Annotated in this window: 20 protein-coding genes; 9 read left to right on the forward strand and 11 right to left on the reverse strand. The window is 65.3% G+C overall.

The features are described from left to right. Positions 1 to 559: 559 nt before the first annotated feature. The 3 genes from RIN79_RS10985 to RIN79_RS10995 form a co-directional block, all read right to left on the reverse strand. Positions 560 to 1,534, reverse strand: coding sequence for a WD40 repeat domain-containing protein (locus RIN79_RS10985; protein WP_309084700.1), 975 nt, complete (start codon positions 1,532 to 1,534; stop codon positions 560 to 562). A 45-nt stretch (positions 1,535 to 1,579) separates the two neighbouring features. After that, positions 1,580 to 2,626, reverse strand: a complete 1,047-nt coding sequence (locus tag RIN79_RS10990; RefSeq protein ID WP_309084701.1) for a GTP-binding protein — start codon at positions 2,624 to 2,626, stop codon at positions 1,580 to 1,582. A 90-nt stretch (positions 2,627 to 2,716) separates the two neighbouring features. Further along, positions 2,717 to 3,457 (reverse strand): creatininase family protein, encoded by a 741-nt coding sequence (locus tag RIN79_RS10995; RefSeq protein WP_309084702.1) that lies wholly within the window; start codon positions 3,455 to 3,457, stop codon positions 2,717 to 2,719. 196 nt (positions 3,458 to 3,653) lie between these two features. On the opposite strand from RIN79_RS10995, the gene RIN79_RS11000 reads away from it, so the two are divergent. The 3 genes from RIN79_RS11000 (at position 3,654) to RIN79_RS11010 (ending at position 6,306) form a co-directional block, all read left to right on the forward strand. Further along, on the forward strand, positions 3,654 to 4,130 hold the full coding sequence (locus RIN79_RS11000; RefSeq protein ID WP_309084703.1) for a MarR family transcriptional regulator: 477 nt from the start codon (positions 3,654 to 3,656) through the stop codon (positions 4,128 to 4,130). A gap of 124 nt (positions 4,131 to 4,254) precedes the next feature. Next, positions 4,255 to 5,202, forward strand: a complete 948-nt coding sequence (locus RIN79_RS11005; RefSeq protein WP_309084813.1) for a DMT family transporter — start codon at positions 4,255 to 4,257, stop codon at positions 5,200 to 5,202. Positions 5,203 to 5,286: 84 nt separating this feature from the next. Beyond that, positions 5,287 to 6,306: a LacI family DNA-binding transcriptional regulator gene (locus tag RIN79_RS11010; protein WP_309084814.1), complete on the forward strand. Its 1,020-nt coding sequence runs from the start codon at positions 5,287 to 5,289 to the stop codon at positions 6,304 to 6,306. Positions 6,307 to 6,345: 39 nt separating this feature from the next. On the opposite strand, the gene RIN79_RS11015 is transcribed toward RIN79_RS11010, so the two are convergent. After that, positions 6,346 to 6,774 (reverse strand): helix-turn-helix domain-containing protein, encoded by a 429-nt coding sequence (locus RIN79_RS11015; protein WP_309084704.1) that lies wholly within the window; start codon positions 6,772 to 6,774, stop codon positions 6,346 to 6,348. Between the two features lie 125 nt (positions 6,775 to 6,899). Here RIN79_RS11015 and RIN79_RS11020 point away from each other — a divergent pair, with 125 nt between their 5' ends. Beyond that, positions 6,900 to 9,044, forward strand: a complete 2,145-nt coding sequence (locus RIN79_RS11020) for a heavy metal translocating P-type ATPase (protein WP_375165921.1) — start codon at positions 6,900 to 6,902, stop codon at positions 9,042 to 9,044. Between the two features lie 239 nt (positions 9,045 to 9,283). Here RIN79_RS11020 and RIN79_RS11025 read toward each other — a convergent pair whose 3' ends face one another. Genes RIN79_RS11025 through RIN79_RS11040 form a run of 4 tightly spaced genes read right to left on the reverse strand, consistent with a single transcriptional unit; the run spans position 9,284 to position 13,204 of the window. Continuing rightward, positions 9,284 to 10,210, reverse strand: coding sequence for a metal ABC transporter permease (locus RIN79_RS11025; protein WP_309084706.1), 927 nt, complete (start codon positions 10,208 to 10,210; stop codon positions 9,284 to 9,286). A 9-nt stretch (positions 10,211 to 10,219) separates the two neighbouring features. After that, positions 10,220 to 11,431, reverse strand: coding sequence for a metal ABC transporter permease (locus tag RIN79_RS11030; protein WP_309084707.1), 1,212 nt, complete (start codon positions 11,429 to 11,431; stop codon positions 10,220 to 10,222). 3 nt (positions 11,432 to 11,434) lie between these two features. Next, positions 11,435 to 12,250, reverse strand: a complete 816-nt coding sequence (locus RIN79_RS11035; protein ID WP_309084708.1) for a metal ABC transporter ATP-binding protein — start codon at positions 12,248 to 12,250, stop codon at positions 11,435 to 11,437. Between the two features lie 15 nt (positions 12,251 to 12,265). Further along, positions 12,266 to 13,204: a metal ABC transporter solute-binding protein, Zn/Mn family gene (locus RIN79_RS11040; RefSeq protein ID WP_309084815.1), complete on the reverse strand. Its 939-nt coding sequence runs from the start codon at positions 13,202 to 13,204 to the stop codon at positions 12,266 to 12,268. A 309-nt stretch (positions 13,205 to 13,513) separates the two neighbouring features. Here RIN79_RS11040 and RIN79_RS11045 point away from each other — a divergent pair, with 309 nt between their 5' ends. From RIN79_RS11045 to RIN79_RS11060, 4 genes are all read left to right on the forward strand, one after another. Further along, positions 13,514 to 14,872 (forward strand): ABC transporter substrate-binding protein, encoded by a 1,359-nt coding sequence (locus RIN79_RS11045; protein WP_309084709.1) that lies wholly within the window; start codon positions 13,514 to 13,516, stop codon positions 14,870 to 14,872. 325 nt (positions 14,873 to 15,197) lie between these two features. After that, complete coding sequence (locus tag RIN79_RS11050; RefSeq protein WP_309084816.1) at positions 15,198 to 16,160, forward strand: sugar ABC transporter permease; 963 nt, start codon at positions 15,198 to 15,200, stop codon at positions 16,158 to 16,160. Beyond that, positions 16,157 to 17,293: a carbohydrate ABC transporter permease gene (locus RIN79_RS11055; RefSeq protein WP_309084710.1), complete on the forward strand. Its 1,137-nt coding sequence runs from the start codon at positions 16,157 to 16,159 to the stop codon at positions 17,291 to 17,293. Before RIN79_RS11050 ends, RIN79_RS11055 begins: the two co-directional genes overlap by 4 nt. A gap of 94 nt (positions 17,294 to 17,387) precedes the next feature. Continuing rightward, positions 17,388 to 18,476, forward strand: a complete 1,089-nt coding sequence (locus RIN79_RS11060) for a sn-glycerol-3-phosphate ABC transporter ATP-binding protein UgpC (protein ID WP_309084711.1) — start codon at positions 17,388 to 17,390, stop codon at positions 18,474 to 18,476. A gap of 23 nt (positions 18,477 to 18,499) precedes the next feature. Here the strand turns inward: RIN79_RS11060 and RIN79_RS11065 are convergent, their stop codons facing one another. The 3 genes from RIN79_RS11065 to RIN79_RS11075 form a co-directional block, all read right to left on the reverse strand. Next, the gene (locus RIN79_RS11065; RefSeq protein WP_309084712.1) at positions 18,500 to 19,768 is read right to left on the reverse strand and encodes a glycerate kinase; all 1,269 of its coding nucleotides are present in this window, start codon (positions 19,766 to 19,768) and stop codon (positions 18,500 to 18,502) included. Positions 19,769 to 20,021: 253 nt separating this feature from the next. Beyond that, on the reverse strand, positions 20,022 to 21,329 hold the full coding sequence (guaD, locus tag RIN79_RS11070) for a guanine deaminase (RefSeq protein ID WP_309084713.1): 1,308 nt from the start codon (positions 21,327 to 21,329) through the stop codon (positions 20,022 to 20,024). 21 nt (positions 21,330 to 21,350) lie between these two features. Beyond that, positions 21,351 to 22,565, reverse strand: a complete 1,215-nt coding sequence (locus tag RIN79_RS11075) for a urate hydroxylase PuuD (protein ID WP_309084714.1) — start codon at positions 22,563 to 22,565, stop codon at positions 21,351 to 21,353. Between the two features lie 121 nt (positions 22,566 to 22,686). Between RIN79_RS11075 and RIN79_RS11080 the strand changes: the two genes are divergently transcribed. Beyond that, positions 22,687 to 23,607, forward strand: a complete 921-nt coding sequence (locus tag RIN79_RS11080) for a LysR family transcriptional regulator (protein ID WP_309084715.1) — start codon at positions 22,687 to 22,689, stop codon at positions 23,605 to 23,607. Position 23,608: the final 1 nt, after the last annotated feature.

A 23,608-nucleotide genomic window follows, 5' to 3' on the forward strand; every position in this document is an offset into this window, starting at 1 on the left:
CGGGCCCTCAGCATGCCTCCAGGTACCGATCCCTGGAGGGGGAGGTTGCCGCCGCTCTCCCGAACACCCGGTGCGCATCCGGTTCCCGCAAGAGCGATGGGACGGATTGTAAGAGGGCTGCCGGGGACGGGGATAAAGAAACGCAGATATTTTTTCGGCGGCGTGCCGGAGTGAATTAGAACAGAGGTTTAGCTGCGAAGAAAAATTTTGGCCGGCGGAATCCATCCACGCCAAGCGGTTCCCGAATTGCCTGCCGGCACGGGCCCCCCTCTCTTGCGTTTTCCAAGCACTTGCTCGGGGACAAGCCCGCTCGCAAGCGCAGGAAAACGCTTTCCGGCCGGGTCCCCGCTGCTTCGCAGCGTCCCGGCGTTCGCGGGCCTTTCCATCGTGCCACCGGCACGATGAATTCGCCTTCGGCGAACCGGCCGCTCACCCCCCGCCAAGGGGGAGATAACGCCGGCATCGGCCTTGCCGGAAGTCGCCAACGCTGGAGATTGCCACAGGCGCTGGTGCAAAGCGGCTATCACCCCCCACAAAGGGGGAGGGGAGGGAACCCAGACTATGCCGAGATGTCCACGACCCCGCAGTCGCCGGCCTCCGAACCGAAAGCGAGGCGGCGGCCCACACCGTCCCAGCTCATGGCGGTGATCGCGCCCTTGCCAGGCCGGCGCAGCAGCACCTCCTTCGCATCGGCGAAGCGCACGGCCAGGATCATGCCATCCAGATAGCCGATCGCGACGATGTCCTCGGCCGGATGGCAGCAGACCTGCGTAACCATCACACTACCGCGGGTGCCGAGCTCCAGCGGTGCCTTGCCCATAGGCCCGTCCTTGCCCTGGAACGGCCAGACGATGGCGGCCGGCGCGCCGGATGTGGCGAGCCAGCGGCCCTTTGCGCTCCAGGAGAAGCTCTTCACCTTGGCGGGATAGCCGGTCATGCGCATATGCTTGCCGTCGGCAAGCTTCCACCCATGCAGCGCGTTCTCCTGCATGGTGGTGACGAGGAAATTGCCGTCCGGCGAGAAGGTGATGCCCGTATGGGCGCCCGCCCATTCAAGCTCGGCCGGCTTTCCCTCGGTGGCCGGAAAATGCAGTGTCGCGCCATTGTAGCGGGCCACACCGAGCCGCATGCCCTTCGGCGCGAAGGCCAGCCCCTCGACAGAGCGGGGATGCTGAAGCTCGCGTATCCTGCCATCGGCGAAACGCACATAGGCGGTCCTGCCGCTGGCAAAAGCCACCGCGTCCTGCGGACCGCCGGCAAGGCTCGTTACCCACTTGCGGCCGATCTCCGCGAGCAGGGTGGCGGAGCCGTCCGCCGAAAGGGCGAAGACCTTGCCGTCCTCGCCGCCCGTCAGCAGCCTTGCGCCGTCGCGCATCGGCGCGGCGGCGAGCAGCCCGTCATGCAGCTCCGCCCATTTGTGCCCGTTGTCCAGCCGATGGACGACCCCGTCCGCCAGGGCGAAATGGGGAATGTCGTTCAGCCAGGCCGTGGCGATGCAATGGGCGGAGAGATCGAGCGGAGCGACTGTGGGCATGTCAGGCTTACGAGATGTGGAGCAAAAGCATGCGGTCCCGCCAGCCTAAGCCTGACACGCCTCGAAGGTGCGCTTCAGGCGCTCCGTGTCGAGTTCGCGGCCGATGAAGACGAGCCGGCTTTCGCGCTTCTCGCCTTCCTTCCACGGGCGCTGATGATCGCCTTCGACGATCATGTGGACGCCCTGCACCACATAGCGGTCGGGATCGCCCGCAAGGGCGATGATGCCCTTGAGCCTCAGGATGTTCGGCCCGTCCATCTGGGTGGTCTTCTGGATCCAGGGGAAGAATTTCTTGGGATCCATCTCGCCGGCCCGCAGCGATATCGAGGTCACGCCCACATCATGGATCAGCGAGAGCTCCCCATGATGATGGTGATGATGGTGGTGTTCATGATCATGCTCGTGATCGTGGTCATGATCGTGATGGTGATGATCCTCATGGTCGAGGAAATGCGGGTCGTTCTCCAGCGCACGCTGCAGGTCGAAGGCGCCGCGGTCGAGCACGTCGGTGAGAGCGACGCCTGCGCGCTGGGTCTTGTGGATGCGCGCGGAGGGGTTGATGGCGCGGACGGCGGCCTCCACCGAGGCCAGTTCCTCCGGCGTGACGAGGTCCGTCTTATTGAGCACGACCACATCGGCAAAGGCGATCTGGTCGGCGGCCTCGCGGCTGTCCTTCAGCCGCAGGGGCAGATGCTTGGCATCGACCAGCGCCACCACCGCGTCGAGCTTGGTCTTGGCGCGCACATCCTCGTCCATGAAGAAGGTCTGCGCGACGGGAGCGGGGTCGGCAAGGCCGGTCGTCTCCACGATGATGGCGTCGAACCGGCCCGGGCGGCGGGTAAGGCCTTCCACCACGCGCACCAGGTCGCCGCGCACCGTGCAGCAGACGCAGCCATTGTTCATCTCGTAGATCTCCTCGTCGGACTCGACGATGAGATCATTGTCGATGCCGATCTCGCCGAATTCGTTGACGATGACGGCATAGCGCTTGCCATGGTCCTCCGAGAGGATGCGGTTGAGCAGCGTGGTCTTGCCGGAGCCGAGATAGCCGGTCAGCACGGTGACCGGGATTTGCGAAGTCTGTTCGGACATGGATTTTCCCGCGGGGCGAAGATGGTCGTTGACGTCCATATAAGAGCCTGCGCGCGCTTTTGCACGAGGCGTCGTGAAGGTCGCGAGAGGCTACTTCAGAAGCGCCAGGTCGAAGCGTTCGACATCGGCGAGCAGCTCGACCAGGCCGCAAACGGCGTGATCGAGAAGTCTTTCGCCGGCTTCCGCGGTGGCTGCGGCCGCATTGCCGACCACGCCTTCTGGCGAAAGATCGCGCATCATCCAGCCGAAGGCGTGCGGACCATAGGCGCGCAGATGCGTGAACTCGCGCGCAAACCCCTCCTGGGCCGAGGGGAAATGGCGCGCCGCCCGCATGTCCACGAGTTCGGGGGCGAGCGCGAGCATCACGGATGTTTCCACGAAGCCGCCATGGATGCCGAGCGCCCGCTCCTCCTCCCCGACGAGCCCGGGGGGTATGCCGAAGCGCGTCCAGCTGGTCGCGACCGCGAGCATCCCGTGGCGCGCGCGCAGCTCGGTCGCCGCGATCGTCGTCAGGGGCGAGTTGCCGCCATGCGCATTGAGCAGCACCAGCTTGCGGATGCGCTTGCGGCTCAGCCTCTCGCCGATGCCGATCCACCGCCTTGCCGCCTCCTCGAAGCTCAGGGAGACCGTGCGCGGATCGTCCGAATGCTCGATCGAATAGCCGACTTTCTCGACCGGCAGGAGGTCGAGCGCGATGGTGTCACGGACGCGCTCACTCGCCCGCTCGGCGATGGCCGCGGCAATCATCCAGTCCGTTTCGGGCGGCAGGTGCGGCCCGTGCTGCTCCGTCGCGCCGAGCGGCAGAAGGGCGATTCTTTCGCGGTCGGCCACGGCGCCTCTCCCATTGTCACATGTTTGATACGCCGGTTTGGCATTAGCCCGCAAAGGATAGCCGGCGGCGGAAAGCTAGCTTGCGGCTCCATCCGGGGCAAGCCGGCTCACCATTGCCAGGGGCGCGGGCCGAACTATCTTTGTTGGGCCTGCATCGCCGCCTGGCAGAGCGTCCGGCGCGCAGAGGATGAGTAGCATGTCGCGGATATCCAGGGGCTCCATTATCGGCCAGTTGCAATCGGCGGCGCGTCTGTCGCGCACGGCGCTCGCCGAAAGGCTTTTCGACCAGGGCCTCTATGCCGGGCAGGACAAGATCATGCTGGCGCTCGACCAGGAAAACGGGCTGACGCCGGGCCAGCTCGCCGAGAAGCTCGGCGTGCGCCCGCCGACGATCACGAAGACGATCAACCGGCTGGCGGCCCAGGGCTTCCTGGAGAAGCGGGCGTCGGACACGGATGCCCGGCGGGCGCATGTGTATCTTACCGAAAGCGGCGCGGAGCTCATCCGCGCCATCGAGCGTTCCGTGCGCAAGACGGAAAAGCAGGCGCTGAAGAGCCTCGACAAGAAGGACCAGAAGGCCCTCGTCAAGCTTCTCGCGCGCATCGAGGCCAATCTGTCCCGCAAGGGAGCGCCGGTCATCGAGGAGGAAGAGGAGCTGGAGGAAGAAGCCTGACAAACGCCCGCCTGCCGTCCTCCTCGCGCCGGGACATATTTGGTCGCACCCCGTCCCGGTTGCCTTCCCGCCGCAAAGGCGTATGGCCATCGGCGATGCTCCCACCCGACAAATACCCGGCCCGATGAAGGCGGACGCTCCATCCTACGCAGGCGATACGGCGGCACCGGCCGCGGCGATCGCGCTGATCTTCGGCTCGGGCGTTCTGTTCTCGCTGCTCGATACCGGCGCCAAGTTCCTCGTCCTGAACGGGCTTGCGGCGCCCTTCGTCGCCTGGATGCGCTTTGCCGTCCATCTGGCGCTGGTGCTGCTTCTCCTGCGCGCCTGGAGCAACCGTGCCGTGTTCTCGGTGAAGAGCCTGCCCTGGCAGCTCCTGCGCAGCGGCTTCCTCTTCGGCTCGACCTTTTTCAACTTCCTTGCGCTGAAGACGCTGCAGCTTGCCGAGACGGTCTCCATCGGCTTCTTCGCGCCGATGCTGATCACCGCGCTTGCCGGTCCCCTGCTCGGCGAATGGGCCGGATGGCGGCGCTGGTCGGCCATCGTCGTCGGCTTTGTTGGCGTGCTGATCGTCACCCGGCCGGGCTTCGGCGAATTCGGCCTGGGCCATCTCTTTGCCGTAGGCTCGATGACCTGCTACTGCTTTTACGTCATCCTCACGCGCCGCATGGGGGCGCGCGAGACGGCCGAGAGCCTGATCTTCTACTCCGCCCTCGGGCCGGTCGTCCTGATGGCCCCGGCCGTGCCCCTCTACGCCTCGATGCCCGCCGAACCGCTCCACTGGGTGGTGCTCCTTTCGCTCGGACTCTTCGGCGGTATCGGGCACTGGATGCTCATCCTCGCCTTCCGCCAGGCGACCACCTCCGCCCTGGCGCCCTATCCCTATCTGCAGATCGTCTGGATGGTGGGCCTCGGTTACCTCGTCTTCGATCAGCTGCCGGATGCCTGGACCCTGGCGGGCTCGGCCGTCATCGTGGCGAGCGGGCTCTACATCATCCATCGCGAGCACCGGCTGCGGCTCGCCAACCGCAGCCTTCCCACCGCGGAAAGCGAGACGCTGGCAAAAAAGCTTTGACCGCCGCGGAAGCGGTGGCATAAGCCTCGCCTAAACAGTTTAAGAAGCGCCGCGCGAGGGCGCCCTTGGCGAGGGAGGGGCACGCTGCCGCAAAAGATCAAGCTTTCCACCATCGCCGATGCGCTGGGCGTTTCGACCGCCACCGTTTCGCTCGCACTCAGGGACAGCCCGCTCGTCGCCGACGGGACCCGGCAGCGCATCAAGGAACATGCGCGCACGATCGGCTATATCTACAACCGCCGGGCAGCCAGCCTGCGCACCTCGCGTTCCGGCATCGTGGGCGTCGTGGTGCATGACATCATGAACCCCTTCTTCGCCGAGATCCTGCGTTCCATCGAAAGCGAGCTCGACCGTTCCCGGCAGACCTTTCTCCTCTCCAACCACTACGACCAGCTCGAGAAGCAGCGCACCTTCATCGACACGCTGCTGCAGCTCGGCGCCGACGGCGTGATCATGTCGCCGGCCATCGGCACGCCGCCGGATGACATCCGGATGGCGGAAGAAAACGGGCTGCCCACGGTGCTCATCGCCCGGTCGGTGGAAGGGGCCTCGGTGCCCGTCTTCCGCGGCGACGACGCCTATGGGATCGGTCTTGCGACGAACCACCTCATTTCACTCGGCCATACGCGCATTGCCATGATTGGCGGCACGGACCAGACATCGACAGGCCGCGACCGCTACCAGGGCTATGTGGCGGCCATGGAAAGGGCAGGGCTGGAGGTGAGGCCGGACTGGCGCTTTCCCGGCCCGCGCACGAAGCAGGCCGGCTTCGAGGTGACCGGCGCCTTCCTGGCGTTGAAGGACAAGCCCACCGCGGCCGTGTGCTGGAACGACCTCGTCGCCATCGGACTGATGAACGGCATCGCCCGGGCCGGTCTCGTTCCAGGCGTGGATATTTCCGTGACTGGTTACGACGATCTGGAGGAGGCGGCCATCGCCACGCCGGCGCTGACCACCGTCTGGAACGGGCAGCGCGAGGTGGGACGACGAGCCGCCCGCGTGCTCCTCGACCGGCTGAACGGGGCCGAAGTGAACCCGGTCCAGGAGCTGATCAAGCCCGAGCTGCACATCCGCCAGTCGACCTCGAAGCCAGTGGAGCGGTAGGCCGGCGCCCAAGCTAAGCCTCTTGGGAGCGCGCGAAACCTAGTGGGCGGGGCTGCGGCACTCGCCGTGATCGGCGAGGATCTGGATGACGCGGCACTCGCAGACCTTGCCGTGGCCGCATTCCTCCACCATGCGCTGCAATTCGCCGCGCAGCGCCTGAAGCTTTTCGATCCGCGCCTCGATCTCGCGCAGATGGCGCGCGGCAATGCTGTCGGCCTCGTGGCAGGAATTTTGCGGCGTTTCGGTCAGGGAAAGAAGCTCCCTGATATCGGCGACCTCGAAGCCGAGCTCGCGGGCGTGGCGGATGAAGCTCAGCCGGCTCAGGTCCTTCCCGTCGAACTGGCGGCGGTTGCCTTCGCTGCGGGGTGGGGCGGGCAAGAGCCCGATCTGCTCATAAAAGCGGATCGTCGGTACCTTGACGCCGCTTTGCCGGGCAGCCTCGCCGATGGTGAGTGCGCGTGAGTTCATTTTTCTTCTTGCTCCTATAGTGACTAGAGGAAGTAGGTATGGCTCCGAAGCATTCAAGGCGACGAGGCACTGAAGTGAGCACGACGATCCAGACCGCACGCAAAAGCCGCTATCAGGTGGAGGGGATGGATTGCGCCGGCTGCGCGCAGAAGATCGACTCGGCGGTGCGCCGCATTCCCGGCGTCGAAGACGTCTCGGTGTCCGTGGTCAGCGGCACGATGACCGTCGACCATGGGGCGCAAAGGGAGCTGGAGCCGGAGATCACCAAGCAGGTGACGCGGCTTGGCTACCGCATCGAGCCGCTCGATCCGGGCAATCGGGCAGCCAGCGCCGCAGCCGCGGAACGAGTCGAGAGCGGTGGGAGTGCCGCCGATGCTCCGGCGTCGGCAAAGCTGGAACGGAGCACGGCGTGGTGGCGCCGTCCGGCCGTTCAGCTCACCATTGCCTGCGGCGCCGCCTTTGCCGTGGCTTTTGGCGCCGGCAAAGCGGTGCCGCAATACGAGAACTGGTTTTTCGGCCTCGCATTGCTGGTAGGCCTCGTGCCGATCGCCCGCCGCGCGCTGGCGGCGGCGCTGGCCGGCACGCCTTTTTCCATCGAGATGCTGATGACCATCGCCGCCGTCGGCGCCGTCATCATCGGCGCGGTCGAGGAGGCGAGCGCAGTCATCTTCCTCTTCCTCGTCGGGGAACTCCTGGAAGGCGTGGCGGCGGACCGGTCGCGCGCCAGCATCCGCGGACTCGCCGATCTCGTCCCGAAGCTGGCGCGTGTGGAAAGAGCTGGGGCAGTGGAAGAGGTTCCGGCCGAAAGGCTTTCGGTTGGCGACATCATCCAGGTACGGCCCGGCGACCGCATCGCCGCCGATGGCGAGGTGCTGTCCGGCACGAGCAGCGTCAATGAGGCGCCGGTGACCGGCGAGAGCGTGCCGAAGACCAAAGCGGCGGGTGACCCTGTCTTTGCCGGCACGGTGAACGGGGACGCCACCTTGCGCATCCGCGTCACGGCGGCGGCGGAAGACAACACGATCGCGCGGGTCATAAAGCTGGTCGAAGAGGCTCAGGAGAGCAAGGCGCCCACCGAGCGGTTCATCAACCGCTTCTCCCGCTACTATACGCCCGGCGTGGTGGTGCTTGCCGCGCTGGTGGCCACCGTGCCGCCGCTGGCGGTGGGCGCCTCCTGGGCGGAGTGGGTCTATAAAGGGTTGGCGATCCTGCTCATCGGCTGCCCCTGCGCCCTCGTCATCTCCACGCCGGCGGCAATCGCGGCAGCCCTTGCTGCGGGCGCGCGGCGCGGGCTCCTGATGAAGGGCGGCGCAGTGCTCGAGGGCGCGGGCAGCCTGCAGGCGATCGCCTTCGACAAGACCGGCACGCTCACCGAAGGCAAGCCCAAAGTGACGGATGTGATCGGCTTTGACCGGAACGAGCGCGACGTGCTGCGACTCGCGGCGGCGCTGGAGCGCGGTTCGAACCACCCGCTCGCCCTCTCCATCCTTGAGCGTGCCGCGGAAGAAGGCATCGAGATACCCGATGCGGAAGATACCGCCGCCCTCGGCGGCAAGGGGGTGACGGGCGTGATCGACGGAAGGTCCGTGCTCCTCGGTTCTCCCAAGGCCGTGGGCGAGCGGCAGCCGCTTTCGCCGGAGCAGCTGCAGAAATTCGCCGCGCTTAACGAGGAGGGAAAGACCGTATCCGTGCTGCTGGCGGACGGGAAGATCGCCGGCGCCATCGCCATGCGCGACGAGCCACGTCCGGACGCCCGCGCCGGCCTTGCGCGGCTGAAGGATGAGGGCATTCGCACGCTGATGCTGACCGGCGACAACCGCCGGACGGCGGAAGCAATCGGGCGCTCGCTGGGCATTGACGTGCAGGCGGAGCTTTTGCCGGCGGACAAGAGCCGTGTCGTCAACGAGCTCAGGGCCAAGGGACTGAAGGTCGGAAAGGTGGGCGACGGGATCAATGACGCGCCGGCCCTGGCCGCCGCCGATATAGGCATCGCGATGGGCGGCGGTACCGACGTGGCGCTCGAGACGGCGGACGCGGCCATCCTGCACGGCCGCGTCGGCGACGTGGCCGCGATGGTCGACCTGTCGCGGCGGGCCATGGCCAATATCCATCAGAACATCGCCATCGCGATCGGGCTCAAGGTGCTGTTCTTCGTCACAACGATAGCCGGCATCACCGGCCTGTGGCCGGCGATCCTAGCCGATACCGGTGCTACCGTGCTGGTGACGGCCAATGCGATGCGGCTGCTTGCATGGAAGCCGCGGGGATAGGTGCAGGTCGGGTTGGGTCGCGAGCGTAGCGCCCTATGCTGCCCGCTCTGGGTTGCTGCCCTGCGCCGGGTCCCCGGCGCGGTTCTCCCCACTCCGGCCCGCTTCGCGGGCCACCTCTCCCCCACTTTTGTGGGGTAGAGGAAGAGCGCCGAGTCTGAGGGCCGGCGTTTCCCCTCCCCCGTCGAGCGGGGGAGAGGTGGTCGGCGAAGCCGATCGGAGTGGGGGTCGACGGCGTCCGCTCAACTTCCCTTCGGGGCGCCGATGCGCGCCCGGTGGGGCGCGAAAAGACAGGCCAGCGCCAGGATCACACCCGAGACGGTGGCGATCATGCCCGCCGCGCTGACCGCAATCTGCCCGCCGAGCCAAAGCGGCCCATAGCCCGCCAGGACATAGCCGAGCACGGCCGAAAGCACGGCGAAGGCCACGCTCCAGAGCACCTGGAGCTCAAGCCGGTTGGTCATCAGCCGCGCGGCTGCGGGCGGGCAGATGAACATGGCGATGACGATGATCGAGCCGACCGCGTCGAAAGCCGCCACCGCCGCGACGGCGGCGGTGATCACCAGGCCGAAGCTGAAGAGGGTGGTGGGAATGCCGACGGCGCCGGCAAAACCCTCGTCGAAAGTGGAGATCTTCAAGGGCCGCCAGAAAAGTACGACAAGGAGCGAGATGAGCAAGGCCGCGGCTGCCATGCGGAAGAGCTCGGGCGGAAGGTCGGCGAGCGCGGCCGGGTCGAGCAGCGAGTGCCAGCCTTCGCCCGAGAACCAGATCAGGCTTTCCAGATTGCCATAAAGCGCGTGCTCCACATCAAGATGGACGCCGCTCGTGTCGCTCTGCTCGAGCAGGAGAACGCCGGCAGCGAAAAGCGATGTGAAGGTGACACCCATGGCCGCGCCGGGCTCGATGCGGCCGACGCGCTTGATGAGCTCGATCAGTACCACGGCCACGACCGCGGCCCCCGCGGCGCCCAGAAGCATCGGCCAGGTGGAGACAGTGCCGGTGATCAGGAAGGCGACGACGACGCCCGGCAGGACGACATGGCTGATCGCGTCGCCGATCAAGGCCTGCCGCCGCAGGACCAGGAAATTGCCGGGCAGGGCGCAGGCGATCGCCGCCAGGGTGCCGATGAGAAGCGGCGTGAGGCTCAGGGTGACGAAGTCCGCGCCCATGCTGTCCTCCTACGAAGCCGGCGCCGGCGGCCCCAGCCGCCGGTCGATCTCGGCGATGGCGTCGCGCGTCAAAACGGACTCAATCGGGGCCAGGCCGTCATAGCGGGCGGACTCGGCCGCGTCCTCATAGAGCTCGCGCGCGACCGCCCAGCGGCTTTCGTCGCGCAGCGTCTTTGCCGCCGCGGCCCTGCCTTCCTCCGTCGCGACGGCATCCTGGCGGATCAGACCTTCGCGCCGCAGCACCGAGAGTGTGAGCCCGTCAAAGATCGCCTCGTTGCGGGCGAGCGCGAGCAGGCCCTGGCGTCGGTGTACGCGGAGCTGGAACTCACGGCGGCGGATGAGGGCGGCGAGGATGCCGCGCACAGGAGCAAACAACAGCGAGAGGGCGAAGAGCGCAAAGCCCACCAGCACGATGATGGCGCCGGTCGGCAAATGCGGAGCGGAGGCCGAGAGGGCGGCGCCGACATAGCCGGAAAAGCCGCCGATCAGGCCGGAGAGGAGGACGACGCGCTCGGTCCGCTCCGTCCAGAGCCGCGCCGTCACCGGGGGGATGATGAGCAGGGCGACAACCAGGATGAGACCCACCAGTTTAAGCCCGATGACGGTGACGGCCATCACCAGCCCCATCATGGCGAGATCCATCCGCCGCACATTCACGCCGGAGGCGGCGGCGAATTCGGGATCAAAGGCGACCAGCGTCATCGGCCGGCGAAGAACGAGGATGAAGGCAACGGAGATCGCGCCGCCCAGGGCGATCACCACCGCGTCAGCAAAGAGCATTCCGGCTGTGGAGCCGAGCAGGAAGCCTTCAAGCCCCGCCTGATAACCGCTCGCCATGGTCTGGATGATGGTGAGAAGCACGATGCCGAAGCCGAAGAATACCGACAGGACGGCGCCGATTGCAGTGTCCTCGGCAAGCCGCGTCCGCGTGGTGATCCACTCCACCGCTAGGAGGCCGATCCCAGCCGAAAGGGCGGAGCCAAGGAGAAGGACGGGCAGGTTCCGGCCGTCACCCCCCAGCGCGACCATCAGCATGAAGGCAATGCCCACGCCGGGCAGGGTGGCGTGCGCCACCGCATCGCTCACCAGCGCCCTCTTGCGCAGGAAGAGAAAGGTGCCGCCGCTGCCGGCGGCGATGCCCAGCAGCGCGGCCCCGATCGCCACGAGCGCCGCGTTGTAGCCGGCCTGAAGGAGGAGTGCGTCAACGAAGGCGCTGAGCATCACCTAGACCGTTGGCAGCTTCAACTGGTCGATATGCGCTGTCGCAAGCCGCCCGCCATAGGTCTTCTGCAGGTTTTCGGCGGTGAAGGCGGTCGCGACGGGGCCCTCGGCGATCTTGCGCAGGTTGATGAGCAGCACGTGATCGAAATACTGCGTGACGGTGGCAAGGTCGTGGTGGACGCAGACGACGGTGCGCTGTTCCGCCTTGAGCGCCTTGAGCACGTCGATGATGGCTTTTTCCGTGGCGGCATCGACCCCGGCGAAGGGCTCGTCGAGCAGGTAGAGATCGGCATTCTGGGCGAGCGCTCGGGCGAGGAAGACGCGCTGCTGCTGACCGCCGGAGAGCTGGCCGATCTGGCGGCCTGCGAATTCCGCCATGCCGACGCGCTCAAGACAGGCGAGCGCCCGCTCGCGGTGCTGGCGGCGCACCAGGCCGAGCAGCCCGAGCTCGCGGTAAAGCCCCATGAGCACCACGTCGAGAACGCGGGTGGGAAAATCCCAGTCGACGGAGGCGCGCTGCGGCACATAGGCGATGCGGTGCATGGCTTGCGCCAGCGGCTGTCCGAACACGAGCACGCGGCCGGAAATCCGCGGCACGATGCCGAGCGCCGCCTTGAGGAGGGTGGATTTTCCGGCCCCGTTGGGGCCGATGATAGCTGTCATGGATCCGGCCGGCACGGTGGCGTCCACGGAGAAAACCGCCGGTTTCTCGCCATAGGAGACGGTGAGCTCGCGGACGGCAAGCGGGCTTTCGGCGGGAGCGGGATGGGCGATCTGCCGCCCCTCGTCGCTGGCAAGTTCAAGCGTCGCGGCGCTCATGATCGCCTCCATCCTTCAGCTGCCGGCCGAAAGGCGGCCGAGCATGCCGCGCTCCGGCGCCTCGCCTCCCAGCGCGCGGGCGATGGTGGTGACATTGTGGTCGATCATGCCGATATAGGTGCCCTCATAGGTCCCGTCCGGGCCCATGGCGTCCGAGAAGAGCTGGCCGCCGATCCGGACCTGTTGCCCCTTCGCCGCCGCGCCCTCCACCAGGGCGCGCATGTTGCGGTCGGAGACGGAGGATTCGACGAAGACGGCGCCCACCCTCCGGCCGACGAGAATATCGACCAGTTCCGAAACGCGGCTCAGCCCGGCCTCGCTCTGGGTCGAAATGCCCTGGATGCCCAGCACCTCGAACCCATAGGCGCGGCCGAAATATGCGAAGGCATCATGCGCCGTCACGAGGACGCGGCTTTCCTGCGGCACGGACGCGAGAACCTTCTTCGCGTAAGCCGAAAGTTCCGCGATTTCGGCCAGATGCCTTTCCGCATTGGCGCGGAACTGCGCTTCGTCTTCGGGCCTGGCGGCGATCAGCGCATTGCGCACCGCCTCCACGACGCGCGACCAGAGGTCCGGGTCCATCCAGACATGCGGATCATAGCGGCTGCGGTAGACATCGTGCGACAACAGGGACTCGCGCGGCAGGCCCTCCGCCACCGCGACGACCTTGCGGCGCGCCGCCAGCATCTCCATGAACTCCTCCATCTGGGCTTCCAGATAGAGCCCATGCCAGAGCACGAGGTCGGTCTTTGTCATGGCGAGAATGTCGCTGCGGGTCTGCCGGTAGGCATGCGGATCGACGCCCGGCCCCATCAGCCCGCGCACCTCGACCAGATCGCCGCCGACCCGGCGCGCTGCATCGGCGATCATGCCGGTGGTGGCGACGACCTGGAGCCTTTCCTGCACCGGGGCGCCGACGGAAGGCAGCGCCAGCGCGAAGAGGCCGGCCAGCACAACCAACAAACGCCTCAACCCGTCAACCATCCCGACACCCTATCCATGCTCCTGCAAATCATTTGCAGGAGATGCCGGCAAACGCAGATATCTACCGTCCTAGTGCACAACCTAGTGCAATTGCGATCGATTTGCAACAGGGGCTTTGCGGTCCGGATCGCGTCCCGCTTGACTTGGCTCCGTCGAGGCCGGATTTTAGGCAGGAACCCGAAGAGCTTTCACGGGCTTTGGGGACATGGAAGGAAACGGGACCGCCGAACCGCTCGACCGGAGCGGGCACTCGGGCGAACGGACCTTGTGGAGGATGCAATGAAGGCAATCAAGATCGCTGGCGCTTTGGCGCTGGTGCTTTGCTCTAGCACCGCGCTGGCGCAGGAGTTGAAATTCGCGCCCGGGGAGGATGACCGGTTTACCTGGCAGAGCTTTGAAGACTTCAAAGGCAAGCACGACCTTTCCGGGCAGCGGCTGACGATTTTCGGCGACTGGCTCGGGCAGGAACAGGACATCTTCAACTCGGTCATCGCCTATTTCGAGGAAGCCACGGGGGCGGACGTGTCCTTCTCGGGCTCCGACTCCTTCGAGCAGCAGATCGTCATTGACACGCAGGCCGGCAGTCCTCCCAACATCGCGATTTTTGCGCAGCCGGGCATTGCCGCCAATCTGGCCGCCGAGGGCCGCCTGGCGCCGCTCGGCCAGGAGACGGCAGACTGGGTGCGTGAAAACTATGCCGCGGGCGAATCCTGGGTCGATCTCGGCACCTATACGGGCAAGGACGGTACCGACGGATTCTATGCTTTTCCCTACAAAGCCGATGTGAAATCGCTCGTCTGGTATGTGCCGGAAAACTTGGAGGATGCCGGATACGAGGTCCCGGAGACATTGGAGGACCTGAAGGCGCTGACGGAGCAGATCGTCGCCGATGGCGGCACGCCGTGGTGCATCGGGCTTGGCGCCGGCGGCGCTACCGGCTGGCCGGCGACTGACTGGGTCGAGGACATGATGCTGCGGACCCAGCCGCCCGAGGTCTACGACCAGTGGGTGACGAACGAGATCCCCTTCAATGACGAGCGCGTGGTCGGCGCGATCGAGGAGTTCGGCTGGTTCGCCACGAATCCGGATTTCGTCGCCGGCGGTCCCGAGGCGGTGGTTTCGACCGACTTCCGCGACAGCCCGGCCGGCCTCTTTGCATCGCCACCGCAGTGCTATCTCCACCACCAGGCTTCGTTCATTCCGAGCTTCTTCCCGGAAGGCACGGAGGTGGGCGTCGACGCCGACTTCTTCTACATGCCCGCCTATGCCGAACGCGACCTCGGCAATCCGGTCCTGGGTTCCGGCAATATCGTTGCCATCACAGCGGATTCGGAGGCGGCACGCGCCTTCATCGAGTTCCTGAAAACGCCCATCGCGCATGAATTGTGGATGGCGCAATCTGGCTTCCTGACGCCTTTCAAGCAGGCGAAACCGGACGCGTATGCGAACGAACCGCTCAAGAAGCAGGGCGAGATCCTGACGAGCGCGACCACGTTCCGCTTCGATGGCTCCGACCTGATGCCCGGCTCCATCGGCGCAGGCGCCTTCTGGACCGGCATGGTCGACTATGTCGGCGGAAAGCCGGCAAAGCAGGTCGCGGACGAGATCCAGAAGGCGTGGGACGCGATCAAGAAGTGATGTTCGGGGACGCCGGGACGGGCCAGGAATTGGCGAGCGGCCCGCCCCGACGCCAGCATCCGGCCGCGGCTCGGTCCGGCGACGGCACGAGCAGGGCAGGAGAAGAGAACCGCTCCAGCGGGAGGGGAGGAAAGTGGCCCTATCGCAGACAAGCGCGGCGCCCGTCGCCAGCGAAACACGGCTGGTCTCGACCCTAACGACCGCTTTCGTCACGCTCACGGTGATGGCCGCCGGCCTGGCGGCCAGCGTGGCCGTTGCCGTGGCGGGCTACGTCCTGATCGACTTCGTCTTCCCCGATTCCAAGCTCCTTGATGCGGCGCTCGTCATGGTGCTGGGCGTCGCGGCCTGCTTCGGCTATTTCTGGGCTTCCAACAAGCTGCTCGATACGCTCTATCCGGCGTCGGGCGCCCATGTGGCCGCCAACCTGACGAAGGCCAACGCCGTCCGCCCCTGGCTTTTCCTGGGGCCGGCGGTGATCGTGGTCGGCCTCTACCTCGCCTATCCGGTGGTCAATTCCATCTGGCTGAGCTTCCACGGGCCGAGCGGCGAGACCTGGGCAGGGACGAGCAACTACGAATGGCTGGCGCGCGACGGCGGGTTCCGGGAGAGCGTGCGCAACAACATTCTCTGGCTCATCGTCGTGCCGGCGGCCACCACCTTCTTCGGCCTGATCGCCGCGGCGCTCACCGATCGCATCGCCTGGGGCAATATCGCAAAAAGCCTCATCTTCATGCCCATGGCGATCTCCTTTGTCGGGGCCAGCGTCATCTGGAAATTCATCTATGACTACCGCCCGGCGGGCTCGGAGCAGATCGGGCTGCTGAACGCGATCGTCACCGGCCTTGGCGGCGATCCGCAGGCCTGGATCACCGTTCCCTTCTGGAACAATTTCTTCCTCATGGTCGTGCTGATCTGGATCCAGACGGGTTTTGCCATGGTGATCCTCTCGGCCGCCCTTCGGGGCATTCCGGAAGAGACGATCGAGGCGGCCGTCATCGACGGCGCGTCCCCCTTCCAGATCTTCTACAAGATCAAGGTGCCGCAGATCTGGGCCACGATCGCCGTCGTGTGGACGACGATCACGATCCTGGTCCTCAAGGTGTTCGACATCGTTCTCGCCATGACCAACGGCCAATGGGGCACGCAGGTGCTCGCCAACTACATGTTCGACTGGATGTTCCGCGGGCTCGACTTCGGCCGCGCCTCGACCATCGCGCTGGTGATCATGCTGATGGTGGCACCCATCATGGCCTGGAACATCTACGAAACAAAGAAGGGCACCAAATGAACACGGTAGTCGGCACCCGACCGGCGCTCACCTGGGCTGTCCATATCGCCGTGTTCGTACTCGTTGCCATCTGGACCATCCCCACGCTCGGCATCCTGATCTCCTCCTTCCGTGACAAGGACCAGATCGTCACCAGCGGCTGGTGGACGGCACTTGCCCCCGCCGAGCGCAACATCGTGGCGCGCGCGGCGCCGCCGAGCGAGGCGGTCGAAGAGAATGGGCGCTGGGTGCTGCGCGGCAATGTCTTCGGCGAAGCTTCTGGCAGCGTGAGCGCCTTCGGCATCTCGATCCAGAGGCCAACCGAGTTCGCACCCGGCGTGACGGCGGAGACCCGCGACGGCGAAACCGTCGCCGTGGGCGAGAACGGCGACTACATCATCACCTATCCCGAGCAGCCCGAAGGTGAGCGCGGCCAGCGCCTGTTCGTGACGACCCTCGAGCCACCCAAATTCACGACGGAGAATTACGAAACCGTCCTCTTCTCCGAAGGAATCGGCCAGAGCTTCATCAATACGCTGACGGTCACGATCCCCGCGACGGTGATCCCCATCCTGATAGCCGCCTATGCGGCCTATGCGCTTGCCTGGATGGAGTTTCCCGGCCGAGCGCTGCTTCTTGCCACCATCGTCGGCCTCATCGTGGTGCCGCTGCAGATGGCGCTCATCCCGCTTTTGCGCCTCTACAACGACATCGGTGTGGGGAAATCCTTCATCGGCATCTGGCTTGCTCATACCGGCTTCGGCCTGCCGCTCGCGATCTATCTGCTGCGCAACTACATGGCCGGTCTTCCGCGCGAGATCCTAGAAAGCGCGCGTGTCGACGGGGCCTCGGACTTCGAGATCTTCCGCAAGATCATCCTGCCGCTTTCCTTCCCCGCACTCGCCTCCTTCGCCATCTTCCAGTTCCTGTGGGTCTGGAACGACCTGTTGGTGGCGACCGTCTTCCTCGGGAACAACGAGGAGCAGCTGGTCATGACCGGCCGGCTGCGAGAGCTTCTGGGCTCGCGCGGCGGCAACTGGGAAATTCTTTCGGCCTCGGCCTTCGTGGCCATCATCGTGCCGATCGTCGTCTTCTTTGCCCTGCAGCGCTATCTTGTCCGCGGCCTGCTGGCAGGCTCGGTGAAGGGAGGTTGACCACTCCTATGTGCAGAACGACCGGACGAGGACATGGGTTTGAGCGGCGGCGCTGTCCTTGCCGCTCTCGACGGGCGAATGGGGGAGAAATCTGATGTCCGGCGTTTTGATGAAGAACATCAGGAAGAGCTATGGGGCGACGGAGGTCATCCACGGCATCGACCTTGAGATCGAGTCGGGAGAGTTCGTCGTCTTCGTGGGCCCCTCCGGCTGCGGAAAGTCGACGCTGCTGCGCATGATTGCCGGGCTCGAGAGCATCTCGGATGGCGATATGTATATCGGCGCCGAGCGGGTGAATGACATCCCCCCGTCGCAGCGGGGCATCGCCATGGTGTTTCAGTCCTACGCGCTCTACCCCCATATGAGCGTTTTCGACAACATGGCTTTCGGCATGCGCATCGCCAAAAGGCCGAGGGAGGAGATCGACAGGCGCGTGAAGGAGGCAGCCGAGATCCTTCGCCTGACGCCCTATCTCGACCGCCTGCCTAAGGCGCTTTCCGGCGGACAGCGGCAGCGCGTCGCGATCGGCCGCGCCATCGTGCGCAACCCGAAGGTCTTTCTCTTCGACGAGCCTTTGTCCAATCTCGACGCGGCGCTGCGCGTAGCCACTCGCATCGAGATCGCCAAGCTCAAGGAGTCCATGCCGAATTCGACGATGATCTATGTCACGCATGACCAGGTGGAAGCCATGACGCTGGCCGACCGGATCGTCGTGCTTTCGGCCGGCCGAATCGAGCAGGTGGGCGCACCGATCGAGCTCTACGAGAGGCCAGCGAACCTGTTCGTGGCGCAGTTCATCGGTTCGCCCGCAATGAATGTGCAGCGCGCCAAGATCGAGAAGACCGGCGAGAGCACCACGATCAACCTCGGCAAGAGAAAGGCCGACCTTCCGATCCCTTCTCCCGGCCAACTCGCTGGAGCGGACGTGCATCTAGGCGTCAGGCCGGAGGACCTCACCATTGCCAGCAATGGCGGCGGTCTCATGGATGGCCGCGTCAATATCGTCGAGTCGCTCGGCGAGGTGACCAATGTCTATCTGGACGTCGAGAACGCGCCGCAGCCCATCGTCGTGAAGCTGCCCGGCGTGCAGAGATTTGCCCGAGGCGAGATCGTATCTGTGGCCGCTCAGCCTTCCAAGATGCATCTGTTCAACGAGAACGGCCGCTCGCTGCTTTATCTTTGAGGCTGTGCCGCGAGGGCTGGACGTTACCTGATCCAAACCGCCCGCAAATCATTGACATTCGTGCCCGTCGGCCCGGGTGCAAAGAGCTCGCCCAATGCGTCGAAAGCACTCCAGGATTCATGGGCCGCAAGGAGCGCCTTCGGATCGTGGCCAGCTTCGCGCAGGCGCACTGCAGTCGTGTGGTCGGCAAACGCACCGGCGCTGGATTCCGAGCCGTCGATGCCGTCCGTATCAGCGGCGAAGGCGGCAATGCCAGGCACGCCGTCGATGGCAAGCGCGAGGGAAAGCAGGAACTCGGTGTTCCGTCCGCCGCGCCCGCCTTTCTGGCGGATGGTGACGGTGGTCTCGCCGCCCGACAGCATCAGCACGGGCCTTGGGAACGGGCGGTCGCGCAGTGCTATCTCACGGGCGATCGCCGCATGCACCCGGCCCACGTCACGCGCCTCGCCCTCCATGGCATCCGACAGGATCACCGTCTTCACCCCCTGCCTCTCTGCTTCCGAGGCGGCGGCTTCGAGCGAGCGGGCCGCCGAGGCGATCACATGCACTTCATTGCGGGCGAAGCGCGGGTCGTCAGGCCTGGGCGCATCCGCGCGACTGGAATGCAGGTGTCGCAGAGCGGCCGCAGGCAGCTTCAGACGATGGGACTTCACCACGGCGAGCGCATCCCGGCGCGTTGCCCAGTCGGGGATGGTCGGGCCGGAAGACACCAGCGCCGGGTTGTCACCGGGGATATCGGAGACGACGAGGGTCACCACTTTTGCGGGATGGGCGGCGGCGGCAAGGCGGCCGCCCTTGATCGAGGAAAGATGCTTTCGCACCGTATTCATGGCCGAGATCGGCGCGCCGGAGGCAAGCAGCGCCTGGTTCACTGCGATCTCGTCCTCCAGCGCCATGCCCGGCGGGGGAGCGGGAAGCAGCGCCGAGCCGCCGCCACAGACGAGCGCCACGACGAGGTCGTTCTCGCTCAGGTTGCCGACCAGGCGCAGGAGGTGACGGGCGCCTTCGAGGCCGGCGGCATCGGGCACCGGGTGGGCGGCTTCCAGCACGGCAATCCGCCTTGTCGGCGCGCCGTAGCCATAGCGGGTGACCACCGCCCCTTCGAGCGGACCATCCCAGACGTCCTCGAAAGCCTGCGCCATCTGGGCAGCGCCTTTGCCGGCGCCGATGACGATGGTGCGGCCCTTCGGGCGGGCAGGGAGGAAAGCAGGGACCACCTTTCTCGGGTCGGCCGCAGAGACCGCGGCGTGGAACAGGCTTTCGAAGAGTTGTCTCGGGTCGAGTGTTGTCATGAGGGCTCTCCGCTCTTTTGCGATTTCCAACACTCAGAAGTTCCAAGATTGTTGAACCGCCTATATTTTCCGCAAGGGAAGAGACAAGGCAGCATCGTCCTGCCGCCATTTGCCATGTCTGCGATCTGCGGAGGGTCAGCGCAAACGCCACCTATCCCCCTCGGCGGGAGAAAGCAAATTCTTGGGCTTCGGCAAAGCCCAACGCGCTTCAATTTGCAAGAGAGGAAGTAATCTAGCGGGCAATTCCCGCCGGCTACACACCGCCCTTCATTGCGTTGCCGGCAACATAAGTCTCCACCACCGCGCGATCGTCGCCGAGCGTCTGCAGCAGGAATAACTCCTCGGCCAAGGTCTTTGCCCGCTCCATGCGCAGGCGCATTGCCGGCGTGGCGCTGGAATTGAGCACGACGAGATCGGCATCCTTGCCGGGCTCAAGCGTGCCAATGCGGCGGGCAAGCGACAGGGCTTCGGCATTGCCGCGCGTGATCTGCCAGAAGGAGGCGAGGGGATTCAGCTTTTCCCCCTGCAGGGCGATCACCTTATAACCCTCGTCCATGGTGCGCAGCATGGAATAGTTCGTGCCGCCACCCGTGTCGGTCGCGGCCGCGATGCGCAGCGGCTTTTCGCGCCGGCGATAGCGCAGATAGTCGAACAGGCCGGAACCGAGGAAAAGGTTCGAGGTCGGGCAGAACACCGCCACCGAGCCGGAGTCGGAAAGCGCATCCGCCTCGCGCTCGGAAAGATGGATGCAGTGGCCGAACAGGCTTTTCGGCCCCAGCAGGCCGTATTTCTCGTAGATCGCCGTGTAGTCGGCGCAGTCCGGGTAGAGTTCGCAGGAAAAGGCGATCTCGGCGTGGTTTTCCGAAAGATGGGTCTGCATGTGCAGGTCGGGATGCTCCGCCACCAAGGCCTTGGCCATCTCCATCTGCTCCGGCGATGAGGTGATGGCGAAGCGCGGGGTGATCGCGTAATGAAGCCGGCCCCTGCCGTGCCACTTTGCGATCAGCGCCTTGGTGTCGTCGTAGCTCGATTGCGCGGTGTCGGTGAGTGCGGAGGGCGCGTTGCGGTCCATCATCACCTTCCCGGCGATGATGCACATGCCGCGCTCCTCGGCCTCCGAGAAAAGAGCGTCGGCCGATTGCGGGTGCACGCTGCAATAGACAGCCGATGTGGTTGTCCCGTGCCGCGCCATCTCGTCCAGGAAGGCGCGGGCGATGCGCCGGGCATGCGCCTCGTCCTCGAACGCGCTTTCGGCCGGAAAGGTATAGTTGTTCAACCAGTCGAGCAACTCCGCCCCATAACTCGCGATCACCTGCATCTGCGGGAAATGCGCATGCGCATCGATGAAGCCCGGAAGCAGAAGGTGCGGGCGGTGGTCGATGGTTTTGGCATCCGGGCCGGCTTTCGCCGCAAGGTCCGAATGGCTGCCTGCGGCGCGGATGATACCTTCTTCCACCAGCACCGCCCCGTCCTCCTCGTATCGATAGGAGGAATGATCATGCGCTGCCTGCGGCTCGCGCAGGAAGGTGAGAAGGCGGGCGCGGATCAGGATTTTTGCCATTGACGAGATGCCTTTTGCGCGTCAGCGCGCTTCTTCGAACCAGGTGACGAGCAGCCGGCGTTCCTGCTCCGTCATAGCCGAGACATTGCCGGGTGGCATGGCATGGCTGCGGCCTGCCTGCAGATAAATCTCGCGCGCATGAGCGGCGATGCCGGCATCCGTGTCGAGCCTGACGTTCTTGGGCGCCGCGTGCACGCCTTCAAAGCCGGGTTCGGCCGCATGGCACATGGCGCAGCGGCCCATCACCGTGTCGCGCACGGCCGGAAATTGCGTGGAGGCGATGAAGCGCTCCTCGGCGGCGGAGATTTTTCGCTCGCCGGTCAAGACCGCGGGCACGGTGGAAAGCCACATGATGATGACGAAGAGGATAGCGGCCGCGGCCCAGGTCCAGTGCGGGTTGCCCTTCCGCGCATGGACCGTATTGAAATAGTGCCGGATCAGCACGCCGATGATGAAGATGAGCGAGGCGATGATCCAGTTGAACTTGGTGCCGAACGCAAGCGGATAGTGGTTCGACAGCATCAAAAAGATCACTGGCAGCGTGAGGTAATTGTTGTGCAGCGAGCGCTGCTTGGCCTGCGCGCCCAGCTTCGGGTCCGGCTTCCTCCCGGCCTTCAGGTCGGCCACCACGATCTTCTGGTTGGGGATGATGAGGAGGAAGACGTTGGCGGACATGATGGTGGCGGTGAAAGCGCCCAGATGCAGGAACGCCGCGCGGCCGGTGAAAAGCTGCGTATAGCCCCAGCTCATCGCCACCAGGATTGCGTAGAGCACCAGCATGAGCGCGGTGTCGCTTTTCCCCAGAGGCGATTTGCAGAGCGTGTCGTAAAGAAGCCAGCCGAGGCCGATGGAGGCTAGCGAGATTAGGATCGCAGTGGGTGCGGAGATGTCGAGCACGTTGCGGTCGATGAGAAAAAGATCGGCGCCCGCGTAATAGACGATGGCGAGCAGCGCGAAGCCCGACAGCCACGTAGAATAGGCCTCCCATTTGAACCAGGTGAGATGCTCCGGAAGGCTTGCGGGTGCTATCAGATACTTCTGGATGTGATAGAACCCGCCGCCATGCACCTGCCATTCCTCGCCGTGGACGCCTTCCGGGAGCCCCTCCCGCTTCACGAGGCCGAGATCCAGCGCAATGAAGTAGAAGGACGAGCCGATCCAGGCTATGGCGGTCACCACGTGCAACCAGCGCACCGCGAAGGACAGCCAGTCCCACAAGACGGCATAGTCGTTCATGCCCGCTCCCACTCCTTTTAGGGCCAGCTTACGAGTTCCATCCTAAAGGGAAAGGGATGGCCGGCGCGATGACTTTCAAATTTATCTGGAAAATCACTGCTGCAGGCGTTTCATTGGTAAAATGGCCTATCTGGACAACATCGCCGTCTTCGTCCGCGTGCTGGAACTTGGCAGCCTCTCGGCAGCGGGGCGTGATATGCGGATTTCGCCGGCGGTCGCCTCGAACCGCATCAAGGAGCTTGAAAAGCATCTCGGCGTGCGGCTGCTCAACCGCACGACCCGGCAGCTGACCGCCACCGAGCACGGGCGCGCTTTTTATGGCGGCGCCAAGAAGGTGCTGGAGGCGGTGGAGGAGGCGGAAGCGGCGGTTGCCGCGCTCTCCGGCCAGCCGCGCGGCACGATCCGCGTCACCGCGCCGCTGGGCCTGGGCAAGAGGCTGATCGCCAGCGGCATTCCCGAATTCCGCGAGCGCTACCCACAAATCGAGGTGCGGCTGAGGCTCTCCGACCACGAGGTCGACATCATGCGCGAGGGCATCGATGTCGCCTTCAAGTTGGGGCTACTCGAAAATTCCAGCCTGCGCATGCGCGGCATCATGGATTGCGAGCGCGTGCTCGCCGCCTCGCCGAAATATCTGGAAAAGCGTGGGGAGCCGCAGCGGCCTGAGCAGCTCGTCGAAGACGGCCACGATTGCCTGATGCTGCGCTTTCCCGGCGTGCGCGAATATTTCTGGACGTTGCAGACGGAATCGGGACCGCAGAAATTCGAGGTGCGGGGGCCTTTCGACACGGATGATGGCGACGTGATCACCGGCTGGGCGCTCGCCGGCCACGGCATCATCAACAAGCCTCGCTTCGAGATCGAGCCCTTCATCCGCGACGGGCGCCTGAAGGTTATCCTGCCCGAAAACCCGCCCGTGCCGGTGAAGCTCGCGGCGGTCTACCCGCACAAGAAGCTGCAGGACCCGAAAGTGCGGCTGCTCGTCGATTTCATGGCCGAACGCTGCCAGCGCATGATCGGGGAGATTTTGAGAGGAAGGTGAC

This window comes from Chelativorans sp., assembly GCF_031180965.1.
Lineage (GTDB): Bacteria > Pseudomonadota > Alphaproteobacteria > Rhizobiales > Rhizobiaceae > Chelativorans.

Coding starts and splice junctions, on each gene's coding strand:
- RIN79_RS11060 (WP_309084711.1), top strand. CDS start 17,388: ATGTCCGGCGTTTTGATGAAGAACATCAGGAAGAGCTATGGGGCGACG.
- RIN79_RS11045 (WP_309084709.1), top strand. CDS start 13,514: ATGAAGGCAATCAAGATCGCTGGCGCTTTGGCGCTGGTGCTTTGCTCT.
- RIN79_RS11015 (WP_309084704.1), bottom strand. CDS start 6,774: ATGAACTCACGCGCACTCACCATCGGCGAGGCTGCCCGGCAAAGCGGC.
- RIN79_RS11030 (WP_309084707.1), bottom strand. CDS start 11,431: ATGCTCAGCGCCTTCGTTGACGCACTCCTCCTTCAGGCCGGCTACAAC.
- RIN79_RS10990 (WP_309084701.1), bottom strand. CDS start 2,626: ATGTCCGAACAGACTTCGCAAATCCCGGTCACCGTGCTGACCGGCTAT.
- RIN79_RS11050 (WP_309084816.1), top strand. CDS start 15,198: ATGGTGCTGGGCGTCGCGGCCTGCTTCGGCTATTTCTGGGCTTCCAAC.
- RIN79_RS11025 (WP_309084706.1), bottom strand. CDS start 10,210: ATGGGCGCGGACTTCGTCACCCTGAGCCTCACGCCGCTTCTCATCGGC.
- RIN79_RS11080 (WP_309084715.1), top strand. CDS start 22,687: ATGGCCTATCTGGACAACATCGCCGTCTTCGTCCGCGTGCTGGAACTT.
- RIN79_RS10985 (WP_309084700.1), bottom strand. CDS start 1,534: ATGCCCACAGTCGCTCCGCTCGATCTCTCCGCCCATTGCATCGCCACG.
- RIN79_RS11075 (WP_309084714.1), bottom strand. CDS start 22,565: ATGAACGACTATGCCGTCTTGTGGGACTGGCTGTCCTTCGCGGTGCGC.
- RIN79_RS11005 (WP_309084813.1), top strand. CDS start 4,255: ATGAAGGCGGACGCTCCATCCTACGCAGGCGATACGGCGGCACCGGCC.
- RIN79_RS11055 (WP_309084710.1), top strand. CDS start 16,157: ATGAACACGGTAGTCGGCACCCGACCGGCGCTCACCTGGGCTGTCCAT.
- RIN79_RS11035 (WP_309084708.1), bottom strand. CDS start 12,250: ATGAGCGCCGCGACGCTTGAACTTGCCAGCGACGAGGGGCGGCAGATC.
- RIN79_RS11000 (WP_309084703.1), top strand. CDS start 3,654: ATGTCGCGGATATCCAGGGGCTCCATTATCGGCCAGTTGCAATCGGCG.
- RIN79_RS11065 (WP_309084712.1), bottom strand. CDS start 19,768: ATGACAACACTCGACCCGAGACAACTCTTCGAAAGCCTGTTCCACGCC.
- RIN79_RS11020 (WP_375165921.1), top strand. CDS start 6,900: ATGGATTGCGCCGGCTGCGCGCAGAAGATCGACTCGGCGGTGCGCCGC.
- guaD (WP_309084713.1), bottom strand. CDS start 21,329: ATGGCAAAAATCCTGATCCGCGCCCGCCTTCTCACCTTCCTGCGCGAG.